This is a genomic window from Mesorhizobium sp. B2-3-11 (assembly GCF_006442215.1).
Lineage (GTDB): Bacteria > Pseudomonadota > Alphaproteobacteria > Rhizobiales > Rhizobiaceae > Mesorhizobium > Mesorhizobium salmacidum.
The window spans coordinates 78401-94818 of the sequence record NZ_VFVS01000011.1 but is presented as its reverse complement, the minus strand read 5'-3'; the positions used below and the strand labels follow the sequence as shown (position 1 = coordinate 94818).

At 60.5% G+C, this 16418-nt stretch carries 15 protein-coding genes and 1 tRNA gene; 4 read left to right on the top strand and 12 right to left on the bottom strand.

The window, feature by feature from the left end; translation table 11 throughout:
* Positions 1-63: 63 nt before the first annotated feature.
* The 6 genes from FJ960_RS16705 to FJ960_RS16680 form a co-directional block, all read right to left on the bottom strand.
* Positions 64-534, bottom strand: coding sequence for an aminoacyl-tRNA deacylase (locus FJ960_RS16705; RefSeq protein WP_140508218.1), 471 nt, complete (start codon positions 532-534; stop codon positions 64-66).
* A 104-nt stretch (positions 535-638) separates the two neighbouring features.
* Positions 639-1022 (bottom strand): cytochrome C oxidase subunit IV family protein, encoded by a 384-nt coding sequence (locus FJ960_RS16700; RefSeq protein WP_140508216.1) that lies wholly within the window; start codon positions 1020-1022, stop codon positions 639-641.
* Positions 1023-1031: 9 nt separating this feature from the next.
* Positions 1032-1754 (bottom strand): heme-copper oxidase subunit III family protein, encoded by a 723-nt coding sequence (locus FJ960_RS16695; RefSeq protein ID WP_140715375.1) that lies wholly within the window; start codon positions 1752-1754, stop codon positions 1032-1034.
* A gap of 38 nt (positions 1755-1792) precedes the next feature.
* On the bottom strand, positions 1793-2497 hold the full coding sequence (locus FJ960_RS16690; protein ID WP_140715373.1) for a cytochrome c oxidase subunit 3: 705 nt from the start codon (positions 2495-2497) through the stop codon (positions 1793-1795).
* Positions 2494-4269 (bottom strand): cbb3-type cytochrome c oxidase subunit I, encoded by a 1776-nt coding sequence (locus FJ960_RS16685; protein WP_140508212.1) that lies wholly within the window; start codon positions 4267-4269, stop codon positions 2494-2496. The genes FJ960_RS16690 and FJ960_RS16685 overlap by 4 nt, the downstream gene beginning before the upstream one ends.
* A gap of 54 nt (positions 4270-4323) precedes the next feature.
* Positions 4324-5169: a cytochrome c oxidase subunit II gene (locus tag FJ960_RS16680; RefSeq protein ID WP_140508210.1), complete on the bottom strand. Its 846-nt coding sequence runs from the start codon at positions 5167-5169 to the stop codon at positions 4324-4326.
* A 461-nt stretch (positions 5170-5630) separates the two neighbouring features.
* On the opposite strand from FJ960_RS16680, the gene FJ960_RS16675 reads away from it, so the two are divergent.
* Positions 5631-5707: transfer RNA gene (locus tag FJ960_RS16675), tRNA-Arg, on the top strand.
* Between the two features lie 280 nt (positions 5708-5987).
* Here the strand turns inward: FJ960_RS16675 and FJ960_RS29905 are convergent.
* Positions 5988-6581, bottom strand: a complete 594-nt coding sequence (locus FJ960_RS29905) for a hypothetical protein (protein WP_246672857.1) — start codon at positions 6579-6581, stop codon at positions 5988-5990.
* An 87-nt stretch (positions 6582-6668) separates the two neighbouring features.
* Between FJ960_RS29905 and FJ960_RS16665 the strand changes: the two genes are divergently transcribed.
* On the top strand, positions 6669-6884 hold the full coding sequence (locus FJ960_RS16665) for a helix-turn-helix transcriptional regulator (protein WP_140715371.1): 216 nt from the start codon (positions 6669-6671) through the stop codon (positions 6882-6884).
* A 242-nt stretch (positions 6885-7126) separates the two neighbouring features.
* On the opposite strand, the gene FJ960_RS16660 is transcribed toward FJ960_RS16665, so the two are convergent.
* Positions 7127-7900: a hypothetical protein gene (locus FJ960_RS16660; RefSeq protein WP_140715369.1), complete on the bottom strand. Its 774-nt coding sequence runs from the start codon at positions 7898-7900 to the stop codon at positions 7127-7129.
* 190 nt (positions 7901-8090) lie between these two features.
* On the opposite strand from FJ960_RS16660, the gene FJ960_RS29680 reads away from it, so the two are divergent.
* Positions 8091-9278 (top strand): hypothetical protein, encoded by a 1188-nt coding sequence (locus FJ960_RS29680; protein ID WP_210243287.1) that lies wholly within the window; start codon positions 8091-8093, stop codon positions 9276-9278.
* Between the two features lie 302 nt (positions 9279-9580).
* Here FJ960_RS29680 and FJ960_RS16650 read toward each other — a convergent pair whose 3' ends face one another.
* The 4 genes from FJ960_RS16650 to FJ960_RS16635 form a co-directional block, all read right to left on the bottom strand.
* Entirely contained in the window at positions 9581-10831 is a 1251-nt protein-coding gene (locus FJ960_RS16650) for a DUF4062 domain-containing protein (RefSeq protein WP_140715367.1), read from the bottom strand.
* A 174-nt stretch (positions 10832-11005) separates the two neighbouring features.
* On the bottom strand, positions 11006-12163 hold the full coding sequence (locus FJ960_RS16645) for a hypothetical protein (RefSeq protein ID WP_140715365.1): 1158 nt from the start codon (positions 12161-12163) through the stop codon (positions 11006-11008).
* 378 nt (positions 12164-12541) lie between these two features.
* Positions 12542-12784: a conjugal transfer protein TraD gene (locus FJ960_RS16640; protein ID WP_140715364.1), complete on the bottom strand. Its 243-nt coding sequence runs from the start codon at positions 12782-12784 to the stop codon at positions 12542-12544.
* Between the two features lies 1 nt (position 12785).
* On the bottom strand, positions 12786-13112 hold the full coding sequence (locus FJ960_RS16635) for a conjugal transfer protein TraD (RefSeq protein WP_140715362.1): 327 nt from the start codon (positions 13110-13112) through the stop codon (positions 12786-12788).
* Positions 13113-13284: 172 nt separating this feature from the next.
* Here FJ960_RS16635 and traA point away from each other — a divergent pair, with 172 nt between their 5' ends.
* Positions 13285-16329, top strand: coding sequence for a Ti-type conjugative transfer relaxase TraA (gene traA / locus FJ960_RS16630; RefSeq protein ID WP_140715511.1), 3045 nt, complete (start codon positions 13285-13287; stop codon positions 16327-16329).
* Positions 16330-16418 lie beyond the last annotated feature (89 nt).

The window sequence follows — 16418 nt, the reverse complement described above, 5'->3', positions numbered from 1 at the left end:
CCTTGCCGCCGATTGCTCGACGAAGGAGGGCGCCCACCCTGTAAAGAGGCGGTCGCTTCTGGTTCACGCCGGATGGCTGAAGCGAGCGACCCGCGCATCCCTCAGCAGATTGCGGAAGTCGCCGCCCGTGACATGCACCAGCGTCTTGTGATCGCCGGCTTCGAAATAGACGTCGTCTTCCGCGCCAAAGCTTTCGTCGAGAATGACCGGCACGCCATAGGCGGCGCCCAAGGGCGGCACGGCGCCAATGTCGCAGTCGCTGAACACCTCGCCGATTTCATCTTCGGAAGCGAGGCCAAGCCGCCTGTCGACGACGTCCTGCAACGTATTGAACTCGACCCGGTGGCTGCTCGGAACCACCGCCAGCGCATAGCCCATCTCGTGATGGACCAGCACCGATTTGGCGAGTCGTCGACCCGGAACATGCGCTGCCTGCGCCGTCTGGCTGCTGGTCGAGGTTCGGTGGTGGGCAACGGTATCGTAGGCGATGCCCTTGCCGGCCATATAGTCCTGGAGTTTCCTTGCGATCGTCATCGTAGGCGCCTTTCTGTTGGAGGTGGGGACGCGTCAGAGAACGTGGCAACCATTGTCCTCCCGTCATTTTTCCTGTCAACAAAGAAACGCGATCCGGCGAGCCTCTATGGCCCCATGCCGAATGACAGTACACGGGTCAGCTCGGTGTAGCCGGACTCGAGAACCATGATCCACACGAACACCAGGATCAGCAGCGGCGGCACCAGGATCGCATAGGCAAGCGCCAGCCGTTCCCAGGCCATGTGCATGAATACGGCGACGATCAGCCCTGCCTTGAGCATCATGAAGGTGAGGATCAGCCCCCATCTGAGATAGCCCTGGAGGCCGAAATAGTCGATGCTGTAGGAGCCGGCGCTGAGGACGAACAGCCAGCCCCAGACGACGAGATAAAGCCTGATCGGGTGCTGCTGGCCTTCCGCGTGCCCCACCGCCTGGGCGGGAGCAGCGTGTCCATGCAGCCCGTGTTCGCGCGCTTCTGCCTGTGCCATCGCTCCACCTCACCAAAGATAGAAGAATGCGAAGATGAATACCCACACCAGGTCGACGAAGTGCCAGTAGAGCCCCATGATCTCGACGCTCTCGTACTGGCCGCGCCGGCTGGTGAAGAACCCGCGCGCGCCGTCTTCGAAGTCGCCGCGCCACACCTTGCGCGCGGTGATCAAAAGGAAGATCACTCCGATGGTGACATGGGTGCCGTGGAACCCGGTGATCATGAAGAAGGATGAACCGAATTGCACGGCGCCCCAGGGATTTCCCCAGGGCCGCACGCCCTCGGTGATGAGCTTCGTCCATTCGAACGCCTGCATGCCGACGAAGGTCGCGCCGAGCGCGGCGGTGACGAGCATCAGCACCGCCGTCTTCCTGCGATCGTGCCGGTAGCCGAAATTGACCGCCATCGCCATCGTGCCGCTCGACGAGATCAGCACGAAGGTCATGATCGCGATCAGGATCAGCGGAATGTCGCTGCCGAACAGATGCAGCGCGAAAACCTCGCTCGGGTTGGGCCAAGGCACCGTCGTCGACATGCGCGCGGTCATGTAGGACAACAGGAAGCAGCCAAAGATGAAAGTGTCGCTGAGCAGGAATATCCACATCATCGCCTTGCCCCAGGAGACGTTCTTGAACGCCCTCTGGTCGGACGACCAGTCGGCCGCGATGCCGCGCAGGCCCGGCGGCCGCGGAGCGACCGGTGCGGCGTGTTCCAGGGTGGTCTCGGCCATGAGCATTTCCTCCTTCGGTAGGCCCGTCGCGCGGCCGTCTAGGTCAAGAGCCCCCGGCAGATGTCGATCACGTTATCCGCCCAGCCCATGAGCACGCAGAAAAGCACCAGCCAGACGGCAAGCAGGATGTGCCAGTATATCGCGCAGAGCTCGGTCGACAGAACGAGGCTTCCGGACCGGGCACCTTGCCATGCGCGCACATTGACCCGGCCGAGCGCCACCAATCCGCCGATGATGTGAAGGCCGTGCATCGCGGTCAGCAGATAGAAGAAGCTGGCGGCCGGGTTCTCTGTCGCGAAATAGCCTTCGGCGGCGAAATCGCGCCAGGCGAGCAATTGCCCAGCCAGGAAAGCCACCGATGCCAGGGCGCCGGCGAGAAGGGCGAGCCGGAGATTGTCCAGTCGGGCTTTGTGCGCGGCAGACACCGCGCCTTGCAGCGCCGAGCTCGCCAGCACCAGCATGGCGGTGTTGAGCCACAGCAGCTTCGGGGCCGGAGCGGCCTGCCAGTCGGCATAGTCCATGCGCATGACATAGGCGCTGATCATGAGCGCGAAGAGCGCGCCGACCACGGCAAGGAACACGCCGAGCCCGATCTTAGCCGGATGCATGAGCGACGCTTCCGTCTGCGGAAACGCCGTGACCGGCCCGGCCTCGAGCCACGGCTTGGACATCAGCCGCTGGCGCGACAGCCACCAGCCGACAACGCCGGTTACGGCGGACAGCAAGATCAGGATCACGATCATGCGGGGCCGCCTTGCGTCAATGGGCGCGGATCGTTCTGTGCAATGAAGTCTTCCGGCGCGCCGGGCACGCTATAGTCATAGGCCCAGCGGTAGACCACCGGCAGTTCCTTGCCGAAATTGCCGTGTGGCGGCGGCGTGCCGGCCGTCTGCCACTCGAGCGTCGTCGCCCGCCACGGATTGCCGCCTGCTGGCCGCCCATGGCGAATGCTCCACAGCAGGTTGAACAGGAACACCATCTGGGCGAAGCCGACGACCAGCGCGGCCACGGTGATGAACGCGTTCAGCGTATGCACCGAAGGCGGGACGAAGGCCGTATCGCCGAGTTCGGGATAGCGGCGCGGCACGCCGACCAGCCCGACATAGTGCATCGGGAAGAAGATCATGTAGGTACCGATGAAGGTCACCCAGAAGTGGAAGCGGCCCATCGCCTCGTTGAGCATCCGGCCGGTGATCTTGGGGTACCAATGATAGATCGCACCGAATACCACCATGATGGGCGCCACGCCCATCACCATGTGAAAATGCGCGACGACGAACATCGTATCCGACAGCGGCACGTCGACCACCACGTTGCCGAGGAACAGCCCGGTCAGCCCGCCATTGACGAAGGTGACGATGAAAGAGAGCGCAAACAGCATCGGGATGGTCAGGTGGATGTCGCCGCGCCACAATGTCAGCACCCAATTGTAGACCTTGATGGCGGTGGGGATGGCGATGATCAGCGTGGTGGTGGCGAAGAAGAAGCCGAAATAGGGATGCATGCCCGAGACATACATGTGGTGCGCCCAGACGACGAAGGAGAGCGCGCCGATACTGACGATCGCCCACACCATCATGCGATAGCCGAAGATGTTCTTGCGCGCATGTGTGCTGATGAGGTCGGAGACGATGCCGAAGGCGGGCAGCGCCACGATGTAGACTTCAGGATGGCCGAAGAACCAGAACAGATGCTGGAACATGATCGGGCTGCCGCCATCGTGCGGTAGTGGGTTGGCGCCCATTTCCACGATCGCCGGCATGAAGAAACTCGAACCGATCGCGCGGTCGAACAGCATCATGACGCAGGCGACGAAGAGCGCCGGGAAGGCCAGCAGCGCCATGACCGTGGCGGTGAAAATACCCCAGACGGTCAGCGGCAGGCGCATCAGCGTCATGCCGCGCGTGCGACCCTGAAGCACGGTCACCACATAGTTGAGGCCGCCCATGGTGAAACCGATGATGAACAGGATCAGCGACACGAGCATCAGGATGATGCCCCAATCCTGTCCGCCGGGCGTGCCTGAGGTAATGGCTTGCGGCGGATAGAGCGTCCAACCGGCGCCTGTCGGTCCCCCCGGCGCGAAGAAGCTGCCGACGAGCACCAGAACGGCAAGCAGATAGATCCAGTAGCTCAGCATGTTGACATAGGGAAACACCATGTCGCGTGCGCCGACCATCAACGGAATGAGGTAATTGCCGAAGCCGCCAAGGAACAGCGCGGTCAAGAGGTAGATCACCATGATCATGCCGTGCATGGTCATGAATTGATAATACATGTCCGGCGAGATGGACGCGAAAGTGTCGGGAAAACCAAGCTTCAGGCGCATCAGCCAGGACAGCACCAGCGCGACGAGCCCGATGGACAGCGCGGTGCCGGCATATTGGATGGCGATGACCTTGGCGTCTTGTGAAAAGACGTATCTCGTCCACCAGCTGTGCGGGTGATAGAGTTCCACCTCCGCCACTTCCGCGGCCGGAATGAAGTCTGCTCCATGAGGCGTGACGTCAACCATCCCTGAACCTCTCCGCTCTTTCCGGTCCTCCTCGGGGCCGGTTTCATCAATGCCTTACTCTGCCTTCGCCTGTGCCGTCGCCGGTGCGGCAAGCACGCCCACCTTGGCGGGTGCCGACATCTGGGCAAAGGTCGACTGCTGCTGCAGCCAAGCCAGATAATCCTCTGGGGTGTCGACCTTCACGACGCCACGCATGAAAGCGTGACCGACGCCGCAAAGCTCGGCGCAAAGAACTTCGAAACTCCCTGTCTTGGTGGGGGTGAACCAGAAATAGGTGACGGTGCCGGGAACCATGTCCATCTTGGCGCGGAACTCCGGCACGTAAAAATCGTGCAGCACGTCGATCGAGCGCAGCAACACCTTGACCGGCTTGCCGATCGGCAGATGCAGATCGGTCGCCACGACGACGACATCGTCCTGACCGTTCGGGTCCTGCGGGTTGATGCCAAGCGGGTTCTCGGAACCGATGAGCCGGGCGTTCGAGGTGCCAAGCTTGCCGTCCGCGCCTGGCAAGCGGAAGCTCCATTGCCATTGCTGCGCAACGACCTCGATCTCGGTCGCGTCCTTGGGAACGGTGACGAACTGGCTCCACACGAACAGCCCAGGCGCCAGCAATGCCGCGACGCCGACAGCGGTGACCGCGGTCAGCCAGGATTCGAGCTTCCTGCTTTCGGGCTCGTAGTGCGCCCTCTGCCCTTCCTTGTGCCGGAAGCGGTACACGCAATATGCCATGAACAGCACGACAGCGGAGAAGACCGTCCCGGTGATCCAGAATGTGATGACGAGAGTGCTGTCGATATAGCCCCAGTTGGAGGCTATCGGCGTCCACCACCAAGGGCTCAGCACATGGAACAGCACCGAGCCGACGACAATCAGAACGAGTACGAGCACAACGGCCATCCTCGGTTCCTCCCGGCGTTCCGAGGGACTCTGTCCCGCAGGAAGGCCGCGCCCATTATGCGCGACTTACTTCGGAAATACTAGGGGAGGTGGCTGGCGGGGGGAACGTCATACTTCGCAGGGGCGACGCGCGCGCGGCGGATGGTGAAGAGCGAGGCGGGGCAGCGAGGGACAGCGCGGATTGACCGGAAGAAGCGGGCCGCGGCGCCCTCGGAAAGGCTCGGGTTCCTTAGCCCCGGCGGAGTGGGGTTCCGAAGGACGGGCGAGACCCGTGGCTTGCCGGCAGGTGGCTCGGCGAAGCGGACACGGAGAGGCGAGCGCCATACGCGACAAGGTCCTCGCCTTACGAGGGGAAATCTCCAATCCTCAATTGCCCGTTGAAGCCCGCGCCCGCTTCCGCTAAGAAGCCGTGACTTGCCGGTTCACCGGCTGGTTCGTTTTCCGGACCCTTCGTCCTGAAAGCACCCGTAGCTCAGCTGGATAGAGCGCTGCCCTCCGAAGGCAGAGGTCGCAGGTTCGAATCCTGCCGGGTGCGCCACTTTTATACTGCAAAAACAGTTGGTTAGCAAGGCCATTTCTTGATGGGAAGGGGTCGGGAAAGACGTCGCGGAAGCGCCACGGAAGCAGCCGGCAGGATGTTCGAATTAGCCATAGGCCGGTTGCTGTCCAGTCAGGCGCCTGTTTCGCGTCAAACAAACCACCGATTGCGGCGATAGCTACGCGTGTGGCCGTGACGATGATTTTGGACAACGGCCAGTTTCAACACCCCCGCGTTAGGGAACTTGCCAGCGGCCAAACCTTGGACAGTCTATCAATGTTTATAAAGTGGTTGCGTTCAGCAGAGCATCCTCGTCCGCAAGCGCCCTGAGAAGCTTACAAGCATCCTGCCAGTAGCGCGCTGCATCCGCGCGTGTCGAGGCGCGATCCGGCCGATAAGGAGGCAATTCGCCCGCAACGGCCTTGAGGTCGCGTAGCACCGAAGCAATATGCGGCCACGGGAAGTCAGTAGGGTCACCGATATCTCGATCTGCGCCTACGATCATCTCCAACTTGGCTATGACCCCGGTGAGCGACGAAGCCGCCACTTGGGGGATAAGATCTTGTAGCTTTAGAGTCTCGGTCATCGCTAAGACCTCGGCCTCTCGCGCAACCGCATACGCCGCCGAACCACCGACAGTGTGCCCTGCTTTGCTTTGAGCCTGGTTTCGTAAATCTGCGGTCAATCCCCAATTTCCGGTATTGACTATCAGTCGGCTCTCCAAACGCTGCTGCACGCGACATAACAGCAGGGAGACATATCGAGCTATCTGCCAATCGTTCACTAACTGCAGCGCGGGGTCGTGCACGCCTGTCAGTTGCGGCTGCACCTCGTTCCGGCTTGCGGCAAAGACACGCGGATTTGTCGTCGACACGGTATGAGCTCCAGGTGAGTTTCGCGCTCAGTGAATACATATTATAGTTGATAAACTTAAAGTGTGTAAACCTCGATTGTCCGACGCATGGACATGCGTCAGCTGGTTGGAACAAACTTCGCGCGGATACGGCGAGAGAAAGGCCTGACGCAGGAGGATGTGGAAGCACGCTCCGGTTTCAGTCAGCAGTATCTAAGCAGCCTCGAACGCGGTCGGCGGAATCCCACCGTAATCACTCTTTACGAGCTTGCCCAAGCATTAGGGGTAAGTCATTTGGAGTTGGTCAAACCTGACGACTTTTAGTCCTGGAATAGTTACGAGCACTCGCGAGCACGCGTGGAGCTGACCTGCAGCTAACGAGCAGCAGCTTCGCGCCTTCATTTCGGTCGTGGAAATCAGCTCGCCGTTTCCCAACAGCAGGCATAGGCCAAAGTGATGCTAGAGGGTCGCGATTGCCTCACCTAGGCATCCAGCAGCGCGTGGCCATCTTTATCAAGCTGATATTGCTGATGACCCACGCTTGGACCTAGCGCAGCTTTGAGCTCTCATCTAGCTAGAAGTGCTTCAATTTCCTCGTCATCTGCAGTGTGGATGCCTGCAAGCCTATTGTTGCGGAAGTAGTAGTCCTCGCCTTTATTTTGTTTCCAGGCGCCAGCGATTTCACCCACGGTGGGATATTCTCCCTTAATGATTTTCGGCTTGGTTGCCGTCAGCAAGACAAGATCGACCGAAAGCGGCCAGTTGTTTTTGAATTTCGGCCACGGAATATTGAGGCGGCCATTTTCAATGACAGGCTTGTCCCCGGTCGCGGCGCGGTCGGCTGCTGAAAACGTGAAACTGGCGTACCCTCCCTGCCTCCCTGAGAATGCTGCCCAATCCTGCAGTAGCTTGGTCCGAACCGGTGCATCCTCATGATCCAAGAAACTCGGCGAAGTCAGGATCGCTACACACCCCCAGCCTGCCGAAATCACGTCCGTGCCTCCTGGCTGCTCCGCTCTCCAGAGCGCACTTGCCTCCCGGGTCAGATCGTCGATGCTGTTCACCGAATTGTGACAGCGGAGGACTTTGCCGACGCCAAGGCGCGCACCAAGCTCGGGTGAGAAGACCATCGTGTAGGTGTCGCCACGACCCTGTGACAGCCGCCCGTATCGTATCGGCACTCGGACGTACTGTGTCGACCGCTTGTCCGATTTAAGTCGTGTTTCCCGCCACTTCGCACGAACAGGGTGCGGCTTTCCAACAAAATCACCACCGTAGCTTTTGCTTTCCCAGTCGAGCGAACCGACGACAAGTACTCCAGCGGTCAGATTGAGTGGCATGGTCAGTCCCTCTGCGACTTATCAAACGCTTAACTGCTTGTCCGTCAAGGATTCTCGCGCCTGCGCGGTGCCATAAATCGGTTGTTCGGAAGAAGGAGATCGTTAGGTCATTTGCGCTCTTTTTCGACCATCGGACACTCGGCTGTCTTTGTACCAGGGTCAAAACTTTCCGATGTGCTACGATTTTGCCATGACCGAATCGTCCGAACCCAAACCCGATCTGCCGGCGGCAGGTGACTTTGCTAGCAACCTCGGCAAGCCGATCAAGCTGGCCGATTTGCAGCTCAACGGAGTCTCCGCCGAAGCTGCTCGCGGTGGCGAGACGATCAAGGTCTGGACCCGACTTTGTCTGACAACCGATGATCGGCTTTTCCACCGCATTGTCGAGAGCCTGAGCGCCCATATCGAGTATCGCTCGGCTCAGGCTGGGCACCCTGTCAGCCTCACCAGGCCGGGGTTTATTCTGCTTGTGGTTCACCCCGACAACACAGGAGATCTGTGGCTCGATGCGGCGGCCGTGTCGATCAAGGCTCTGGTCAAACGTCCGATGGCGGCGGGGACCGTCATTTTCGACACGGACATCGCGGATGTGACTGCACTGTCGTTCCCGCTGGTTGAGATCGGCAAAGAAGATCGCGTCCTCTGCATCTTTCGGGAGGGTTGGCGTTTTGCGTTGTTCTGCGACTTCAACCCGGATGGTGACCTCTCCATTGAAAACATGGAAAGGGATCTCGGGACGCTTCACCGCCGGCTCAAATATCGTGACTTCTATGACGCAATTGCGGACGCAAATGTTTTCGGACGACTCATCGAGGCCGGGTGGTTTCCGTTCGTCGAGATACTTAGCAAGGAGTTCCGCGAGCTCGTTAGCCACTGCGAAGCGGGATTCGAGCTCGACGAGGTCGAGGCGAAGCTGCTGCGGACTTTCGACGTGCAGCGGGTCGAGAGCATGTTTGCGCGGTGGATGTTGAAACCGCATTTCGCGGGCAAGGAGAAACTGCTTAGATCGGCACTGAACAATTTCGCGTCCGGCGATGCCGTTGCCGTGCTGAAGATCGTCCTGACGGAGATCGAGGGTATACTTCGGGATGCGTACCGGAATCTGCATGGTAAAGGCGCTAAGCTCGGCAAACTTCTCGAATTCGCTGTGGAATCCGCCGAGCAAAAGGCGGGCCACCCAGACACATTGTTGTTTCCGGCGGCGTTCGCGCACTATTTGAAGTCGCACACCTTCGCCCAATTCGATCCAGCAGCTCGAACCGGCAAGGCAAGTTCGCGTCACGCCGTTGGACATGGCGAAGCCGATGCCGAGAGCTATACGCAGGTGCGGGCGCTGCAAGCATTCCTTACGCTCGACCAACTGGCATTTTACACCTGATCCAACCGAGCCGGCGCTGGAAGCGAGCCCGGGCGGCGCGGCGCCGTTCCCAGGTATAAAGCGCGAACTCGATGCGGGGGAGCGCGAGTTCGTCGGTGATGTGCCGGCTGGTTCGGCGGCGCCAGCCATAGAACCCGGTCTGGCCTTGTCACGGCACAGGCGGCCGTAGTCTGCTAAGATGATCAGTCGTCGCCCGGTGACGATGGTCGCGGGATGGTGTTGTCATGAACCGTACGAGAGCATCGACAGGTGTGCTCCCGCGCTGACAAGTTTGCCGCTCGAACCAACTGGGTGCCTGGGAGCTAGTCATTGATGAATGCGCGCATCTGTTCTGGCGTAACCGCCTCTGCCTCGAGCTGAGGAACCTGGTCAAGGATTGGAGAAGGTGGAATAGGCACCAGCTTCGTAACTGGTTTTCCTGCCAGGGATCGCGCCAGAGCTTTCCCAGTCTGAATGAGATCGACCCATCGCAGCAATCGATGAGCGCATGCAGTAAGGGTCACTGCCGGTACCATACGGCTGCCGTTCCGGTCGACCGACTTCCCGCACTTCAGCAAATCGGTCCCGTCGGCGTTGCCCGACCCCTCGAGGAGCTTGGCCTGGTTGATCACTTTGACCAGCAGGTCGAATTCACTGGTCTGCCGGTAGGCGCCGGCTGCTGGGTCGTACTCGAGTAATAGACCTGAGCTCAAGTGAGCCTGAAGGGGAGTCGGATCAACCTTCGCGTCCATCGAGAAAAGCACGAGCACTACTAACCGGTTCCAGGTTTTCTCGCTGACTTGAAGCGTGCCTGTGAAGTTGCTGGAGTTCAGGCCGAGTTCCTTAACAACATTCAATGCCGCATTAATCGGGTTTGAGGGACCGTCAGTGATACGCGGGACGATCCCTAGCAGCATGGCCAGTAGCTGCTCCTCCAGTGCTTTCCGGGCCGCCGCGTCGCGAACCGCGAGGCCATTGAGCACCAACGGATCAATCGCTTGGCGGACCTGCGTGAACGTCGCGAACGGCCAGATCCAGTTCGCAATTGGGGCGGTACCCAGCCCTTTAGTAGCGGCGGCTGTCTCGTTGTTCTTTGCAACTTCTTCGATGAAGCTGATCACCGCCTTGGCATTCTCCATGACCAAACTCGGATGGTTCGCGAGCCTCTCGCGTTGCTGATCGCTCAATTCGGGATCGGCCCTAAGAGCCTTGGCTAGGTCACGTACGCTCTGACGATGATCCCAGACGTCAGAGCGGACGAAGCAGAGGATGCGTATCTTCTTTGCTTTCGCCAGCTCGTAGGCGTGCCTGTATTCGGCTCTGGTGATGCTGATCTGGTTGGGTTCGTCGAACCAGCCGCCTACCCTTCGGCCAATGAATAGTACGAAGAGGTCGGCCTGTTCGATTGCCGCCAGACAGGCCTCATACGAGTGCTTGTCGAGCGGATGGGTGAAATCAGTAAACTCTGACGCCAACACCCTGCATCCGCGGAGTTCAAGATAGTCCTTGAGTGCACTACGCAAGTCCAAAAAATCGTAGACCGTGGACGACAGAAACAGGGTGGGGCGGTCCATGTTTGTCCTAAGCCTTCTCTATCGATCTTGAGGTTTGTGATATCAGTGCTAACGCTCGCAAGAACAGAACAAAATGCACCCAGCGGGAAGTCTGGTAAGGTTGCCGAGACCTGTAAGGAGGGCCAGACCGTTCCTCAGCGTCGGCGTTCGCTTGGCTGGAGTATCTAGCCACCGTCAGCCGGTCCTGTCGGAAGCCCCTTCGGCTTCGTCGAACAAGACTTCAGTAATCGGGGTCGGCAACAAGTCATCGAGTGCGGATGAATCGGCCAGCTGCACAAAACCGAAGGGGCTCGCGATCAGAAGCCCGTTCTCCGTCGTCTGGCGATCATCCTGCATGGCGTGGTGCTCGACCTGCTTCAACAGGTCATCAAATCCGTTAGGGTCCAACGAAACTACATGTGGCTCGTAGCCGGCTGCTTCGATCCCATTGATTGTGATTTCGTCGTCACTGTTTCCCTGCCGCGGAAACGCAGCCAACACCTTGCCTCCGAGCCGACCGGTGATCTCCACCTGCCGGAGATAGGCGGGCGTGGTGACGGGTCCGGGCGACGATCCACTTATCGAGAACGTCCCCGTTACAGGGTCGGAGTGTACAGTCCAAGGCATTGGAAAATTACCACTGAACTTGCCCACTATTTCTTTCGGCGGATTGTAGAAGCCCATGGCCGTCCTGTTGTGGTCCTGCAGGATGTCGAAGAACGCGATCCCGCGCACCACCGCCGACAAAACGTCCTCATGTGAAATCGTGTAAACGTTGCCACCGTTGCGATGACGAAGGCGCAGCCCGTCTGACCAAATCACGTAGTCCGCATGAGCGATGCCGTTCCGGATGTCATCGCGAAAGGCGTTAGCCAGCAACTTTGCCAAGCGCGGCATGCCGATCGCCCTGGCTGTGTCCGCAAGGTCACGGAATGTCTTGTTGGCATTCGGACCTATAATCGCTGCGGGTTGCTTCCTGACGCGGACTAGCTCCCGGAACGGCCATAGGTTGTACGGGACTGCCGTGATGACCCTCATCACATTCTTGATTGACTCGTACACTCCGCCAGCTTCGGCAAGCTGGCAATAAAGCAGGAGCACGATGCGATATTCAGCGGTCGTCAATTGCCTGTCCCTCGTCAGATAGGTTTCGAGTTCCTGGCGAACGTCTGCGGCCGTGATTTGGGTGGACCAGCCCGCGTCCTGCATCCCGCGAAACTCGCCACCGAGGGACGCCGCGAAGTCCATTTCGTTCATCTGCCGAGCGAAGCCGTAAAGTCGCGATATCTCCGTAGCTAGTTCGGTCAGGTATCGTTTTTCCTGCGGTGACATCGGATTTGCGGCCATGCTCATGATAAGGGGTTCGGTCTATCTTTCGCGAAGCTGTCGTCGATGGCAAGAAATTCGGCGAAATCCACAACCTGGCCCGTTGGAATTAAGGTCGCCGGCTTTGCTCTCACTTGCCGCGGGTTGCGTTTCCCCGAGCCACGTCCTCTATGATGGGACGCAGCGCGAACTCGGACGACGTCAACGACGTTCTGTCGTGAAAAATGGCTGCCGTCAGGCGGCCGCTTTCTATCTCCAGGAGGCCGAAAGCTGACGGACCGCTCTCGCCCCGATCGAGTAACATTCGAAGCCCTACAATGCAGCGCCAACGGCCGGAGCACCGAAGGCGCTGCAAGCTGTTCGGAATTTTGCGCAGCCCACAACTCGCGCCGCCCAACGCTACGTTTACTCGTCCTCTTGCCCCCCATACCGTCCGGCAACAAAGGCGTCCTTTCCCTTCTCGGCCCACAATTCCCGCGCGTGCTCGCCTTCATCGCTCTGCAGTTTGGCGGCGATCCCGAGTAGCGCGCCGTAGATGATGGCGCGATCGTTGGCGGTCAGATCAACTATGCCAGCCTTGACGACAAGACCGCCGAGTTCGATCAGATGTCGAGTGCGCTTGCGGCGCTCCACCTGCCACCTGCGCATGTCATGCCGGGCCCGGGCCACCTGCCGGCGGTTGCGGGCTGCCTTGTTGCGTTGGAGTGCTATGTCGGTTGCTTTCAGATGCCGGAGCAGTTCGGCGGGACCTGCTTTCGAAAAACATCACCCCACGCTTGACCCATGCCTCGCGCTTTGCGGTGTCTTTCGTTTCGGCGATTGCGACCAATGCGCCCGCCAGTTCGTCGGTGCTGAGTTGATCGGCTCCGGTGGCGATCACCAGCTCGCCAAGTTGCTGCACCTTTCGCGTTTTGAGTTCTCGCGCCTTGTCTTCCAAAGCCTTCAGTTCCGAGTCGAAGTCTCGTGGTTTGCGCATGGCTTTCTCCATCTACTGTCGATGCGGCGATGATAGGGGAGCGCCTTCCGGAAGGCTTCCCTGTTGCCGAGACAGCCGGGGACGGGCTGGTCCATCCCGAGATTTTTTCGAGGGAGGGCGCGCTTATACGTCGTGCCGACGTGCGCTTTGCCGTGCAAATGATCTGGTCGCGATGGCGATCTATCATCTTCACGTCAAGGTCATTGGCCGCAAGGCAGGCTCGAGCGCGGTTGCGTCGGCCGCTTACCGCTCGGCCTCGCGCTTGCGGGACGAGCGCATTGATCGTAGCCATGACTTCTCGGCCAAGCGCGGCGTCGTCCATTCCGAGGTGATGCTGCCGGAGAATGCGCCGGAAGCCTGGAGCGACCGCGAACGGCTGTGGAACGATGTCGAAGCCTTCGAGGTCAGGAAGGATGCCCAGCTTGCCCGAGAGGTGGAGTTTGCTCTGCCGAGCGAACTCAGCCAGGCGCAAGGCATCGAGCTGGCGCGCGACTTTGTCCAGGCGGAGTTTGTCAGCAAGGGCATGGTCGCCGATCTCAATGTGCATTGGGACAGGGCGGAGGATGGCAGTCCAAAACCGCATACCCATGTCATGCTTTCCATGCGATCAGTGGGCGAGAAGGGTTTTGGTCCAAAGGTTCGAGACTGGAATGCTACCCAGCTGGTCGAGCGCTGGCGCGAGCGATGGGCCGAGCTTGCCAATGAACGCCTTGCCGAACTCGACATAGACGCCCGCATCGATCATCGCAGTCTGGAGGCGCAGGGCATTGCCTTGGAGCCGCAAACCCAGATCGGCGCACCGGCCCAACGCATTGAGGGCGGTCTTGACGTTGCCGGCATTGAAGCAGATCGCGCCGAACTGCACCGCGAGATCGCGCGCAAAAATGGCGCGCGCATCATTGCCGATCCATCCGTGGCGGTGGATGCCATCACCCATCAGCAATCGACCTTCACCCGAAAAGACATTGCCAAGTTCTCGCATCGGCACAGCGACGGAATGGAGCAGTTCAACGCGGTCATGGCAGCCATTAACAAAGCGCCCGATCTGGTCGAACTCGGCAAGGACGGGCGTGGCGAAGACCGCTTCACCACGCAGCAGATGATCGAGACCGAACTGCGCCTGCATCGCGCTGCGGAACGCATGGCCGGGGCGGAGCGTCATGCGGTGGGTGACGCACAGCGCCAGGCAGCTTTGGCGCACGCCAAGCAGCGCGGGCTTGTCCTGTCAGGTGAGCAGGCCGATGCACTGGATCACATCACCGATGGGCGCGGTCTTGGTGTTGTTGTCGGTTTTGCCGGAACCGGCAAGAGCGCCATGCTGGGTGTTGCGCGCCAGGCATGGGCAGCAGCTGGCTATGAGGTTCGAGGCGCGGCACTTTCGGGTATTGCGGCCGAAAATCTCGAAAGCGGGTCGGGGATTTCGTCTCGCACAATTGCCAGTATGGAACATGGCTGGGGACAGGGTCGTGATCTGCTCACCGCGCGTGATGTTCTGGTGATCGATGAAGCCGGCATGGTCGGCACGCGCCAGTTGGAGCGCGTGCTCTCTCATGCGGCGGACGTTGGCGCAAAGATCGTGCTGGTCGGTGATCCGCAGCAGCTACAGGCGATCGAAGCCGGCGCCGCGTTCCGTTCCATCCACGAGCGACACGGTGGCGTCGAGATCGGCCAGGTGCGCCGGCAGCGCGAGGACTGGCATCGTGACGCCACGCGCGATCTGGCAACCGGCAGGATCGGCGCTGCGATCAGCGCCTATGATGTGCAGGGCGTGGTGCATCAGGCCGCGACGCGCGACCAGGCGCGCGGCGATCTCGTTGAGCGCTGGGATCGCGACAGGCAGGCGCACCCGGAGGCAAGCCGGATCATCCTCACCCACACAAACGACGAGGTTCGTGCGCTGAACCAGGCAGCGCGCGAGCGCATGCGCGCCGCCGGCGATCTCGGCGACGAAGTGCAGGTGGATGTCGAACGCGGTGCAAGGACCTTTGCAGGTGGCGATCGCGTCATGTTCCTGCGCAACGAGCGCGGGCTTGGCGTCAAAAACGGCACGCTTGGTATGATCGAAGAGGTCAGCGTGCAAAGCATGACGGTTCAAACCGACGATGGCAGGTCGGTGCGCTTCGACCTGAAAGACTATGCCCACATTGACCACGGCTATGCCGCGACCATTCACAAGGCGCAGGGCATGACCGTCGACCGCACCCATGTGCTCGCTACACCGGGCATGGATGCGCATGGCACCTACGTCGCCCTATCGCGGCATCGAGACGGGATGGACCTGCACTATAGCAGCGACGACTTCGCGACCCACCAACGACTCGTCCGCACCCTGTCACGCGACCGCGCCAAGGACATGGCCTGCGACTATGAGAAGATCGACCCGGCGCAGAGCTATGCCGAACGGCGCGGCATCACTTTCCGCGAGCGTGTGGTCGAGATCGTGCGCCGGATCGTTCCGGAGAGGCTGCGCGACCGGATCGGCGGGCTGCTGGACGGGTTGCGCTCGCCCGGCGACGCTGAGCCCGGCCACGACCGTGGGCAGGGGCCTGGAAGGGAAGATGTTGGAGCGCGGATTGCAAATGGGGCTGTCACGCCGGAAAGGGAAAAGCCATGGCCGGGTACACAGCGCAACACGGAAGCACCGCCGGACCCGGAAGCTGCGTTGCGCAGCGCTCGCACGAAGGCGCTTGTGCGTCACGCGCGCGCGCTCGACGCGATCCTGCGCAGCGGAAACGCGGACGGGCAGGGCAGTCCCGAGCAGATGCGCGAATTGAGGGATGCCCGCAGCGCTTTCGAGAAGGTTCGCCCCCACGGTTGGCGCGATGCCGAAGCGGCCTATGTCAAAAATCCCGCACTTGTCCGCGAGGCGGGCGCCGGCCGCGTCAGCCGCATCGTGCTTGATCTCCAGCTTGAAACGGAAATCCGCACCGGGATGGACATCGATCCCCGCCGCCGCGCCGACCGTTTCGTCGAACGTTGGCAGAAGCTCCACCGGACAAGCCAGGACCAATACCGGGCCGGCGACATGTCCGGCTACAAGTCAACGCGCTCGGCCATGTCCGACATGGCCAAAAGCCTTGAACGCGACCCTCAACTTGAATCCCTCCTGGCCAACCGCAAACGCGAGCTTGGCATCAACGTGGAGTCGGGTCGTCGCCTGGGTGCGGAACTCGCCTTCAGCCATGGCATCGGTAAGGGACGAGGCATTGGGATCTAAGTCATGCCGATTTGCCGTCGTTTCCACGCCGCAGCCGGCTGAGGCGACGAACCTGATTGCCTCCGGGGTAGGTTCGTCCTGTCTGTCGC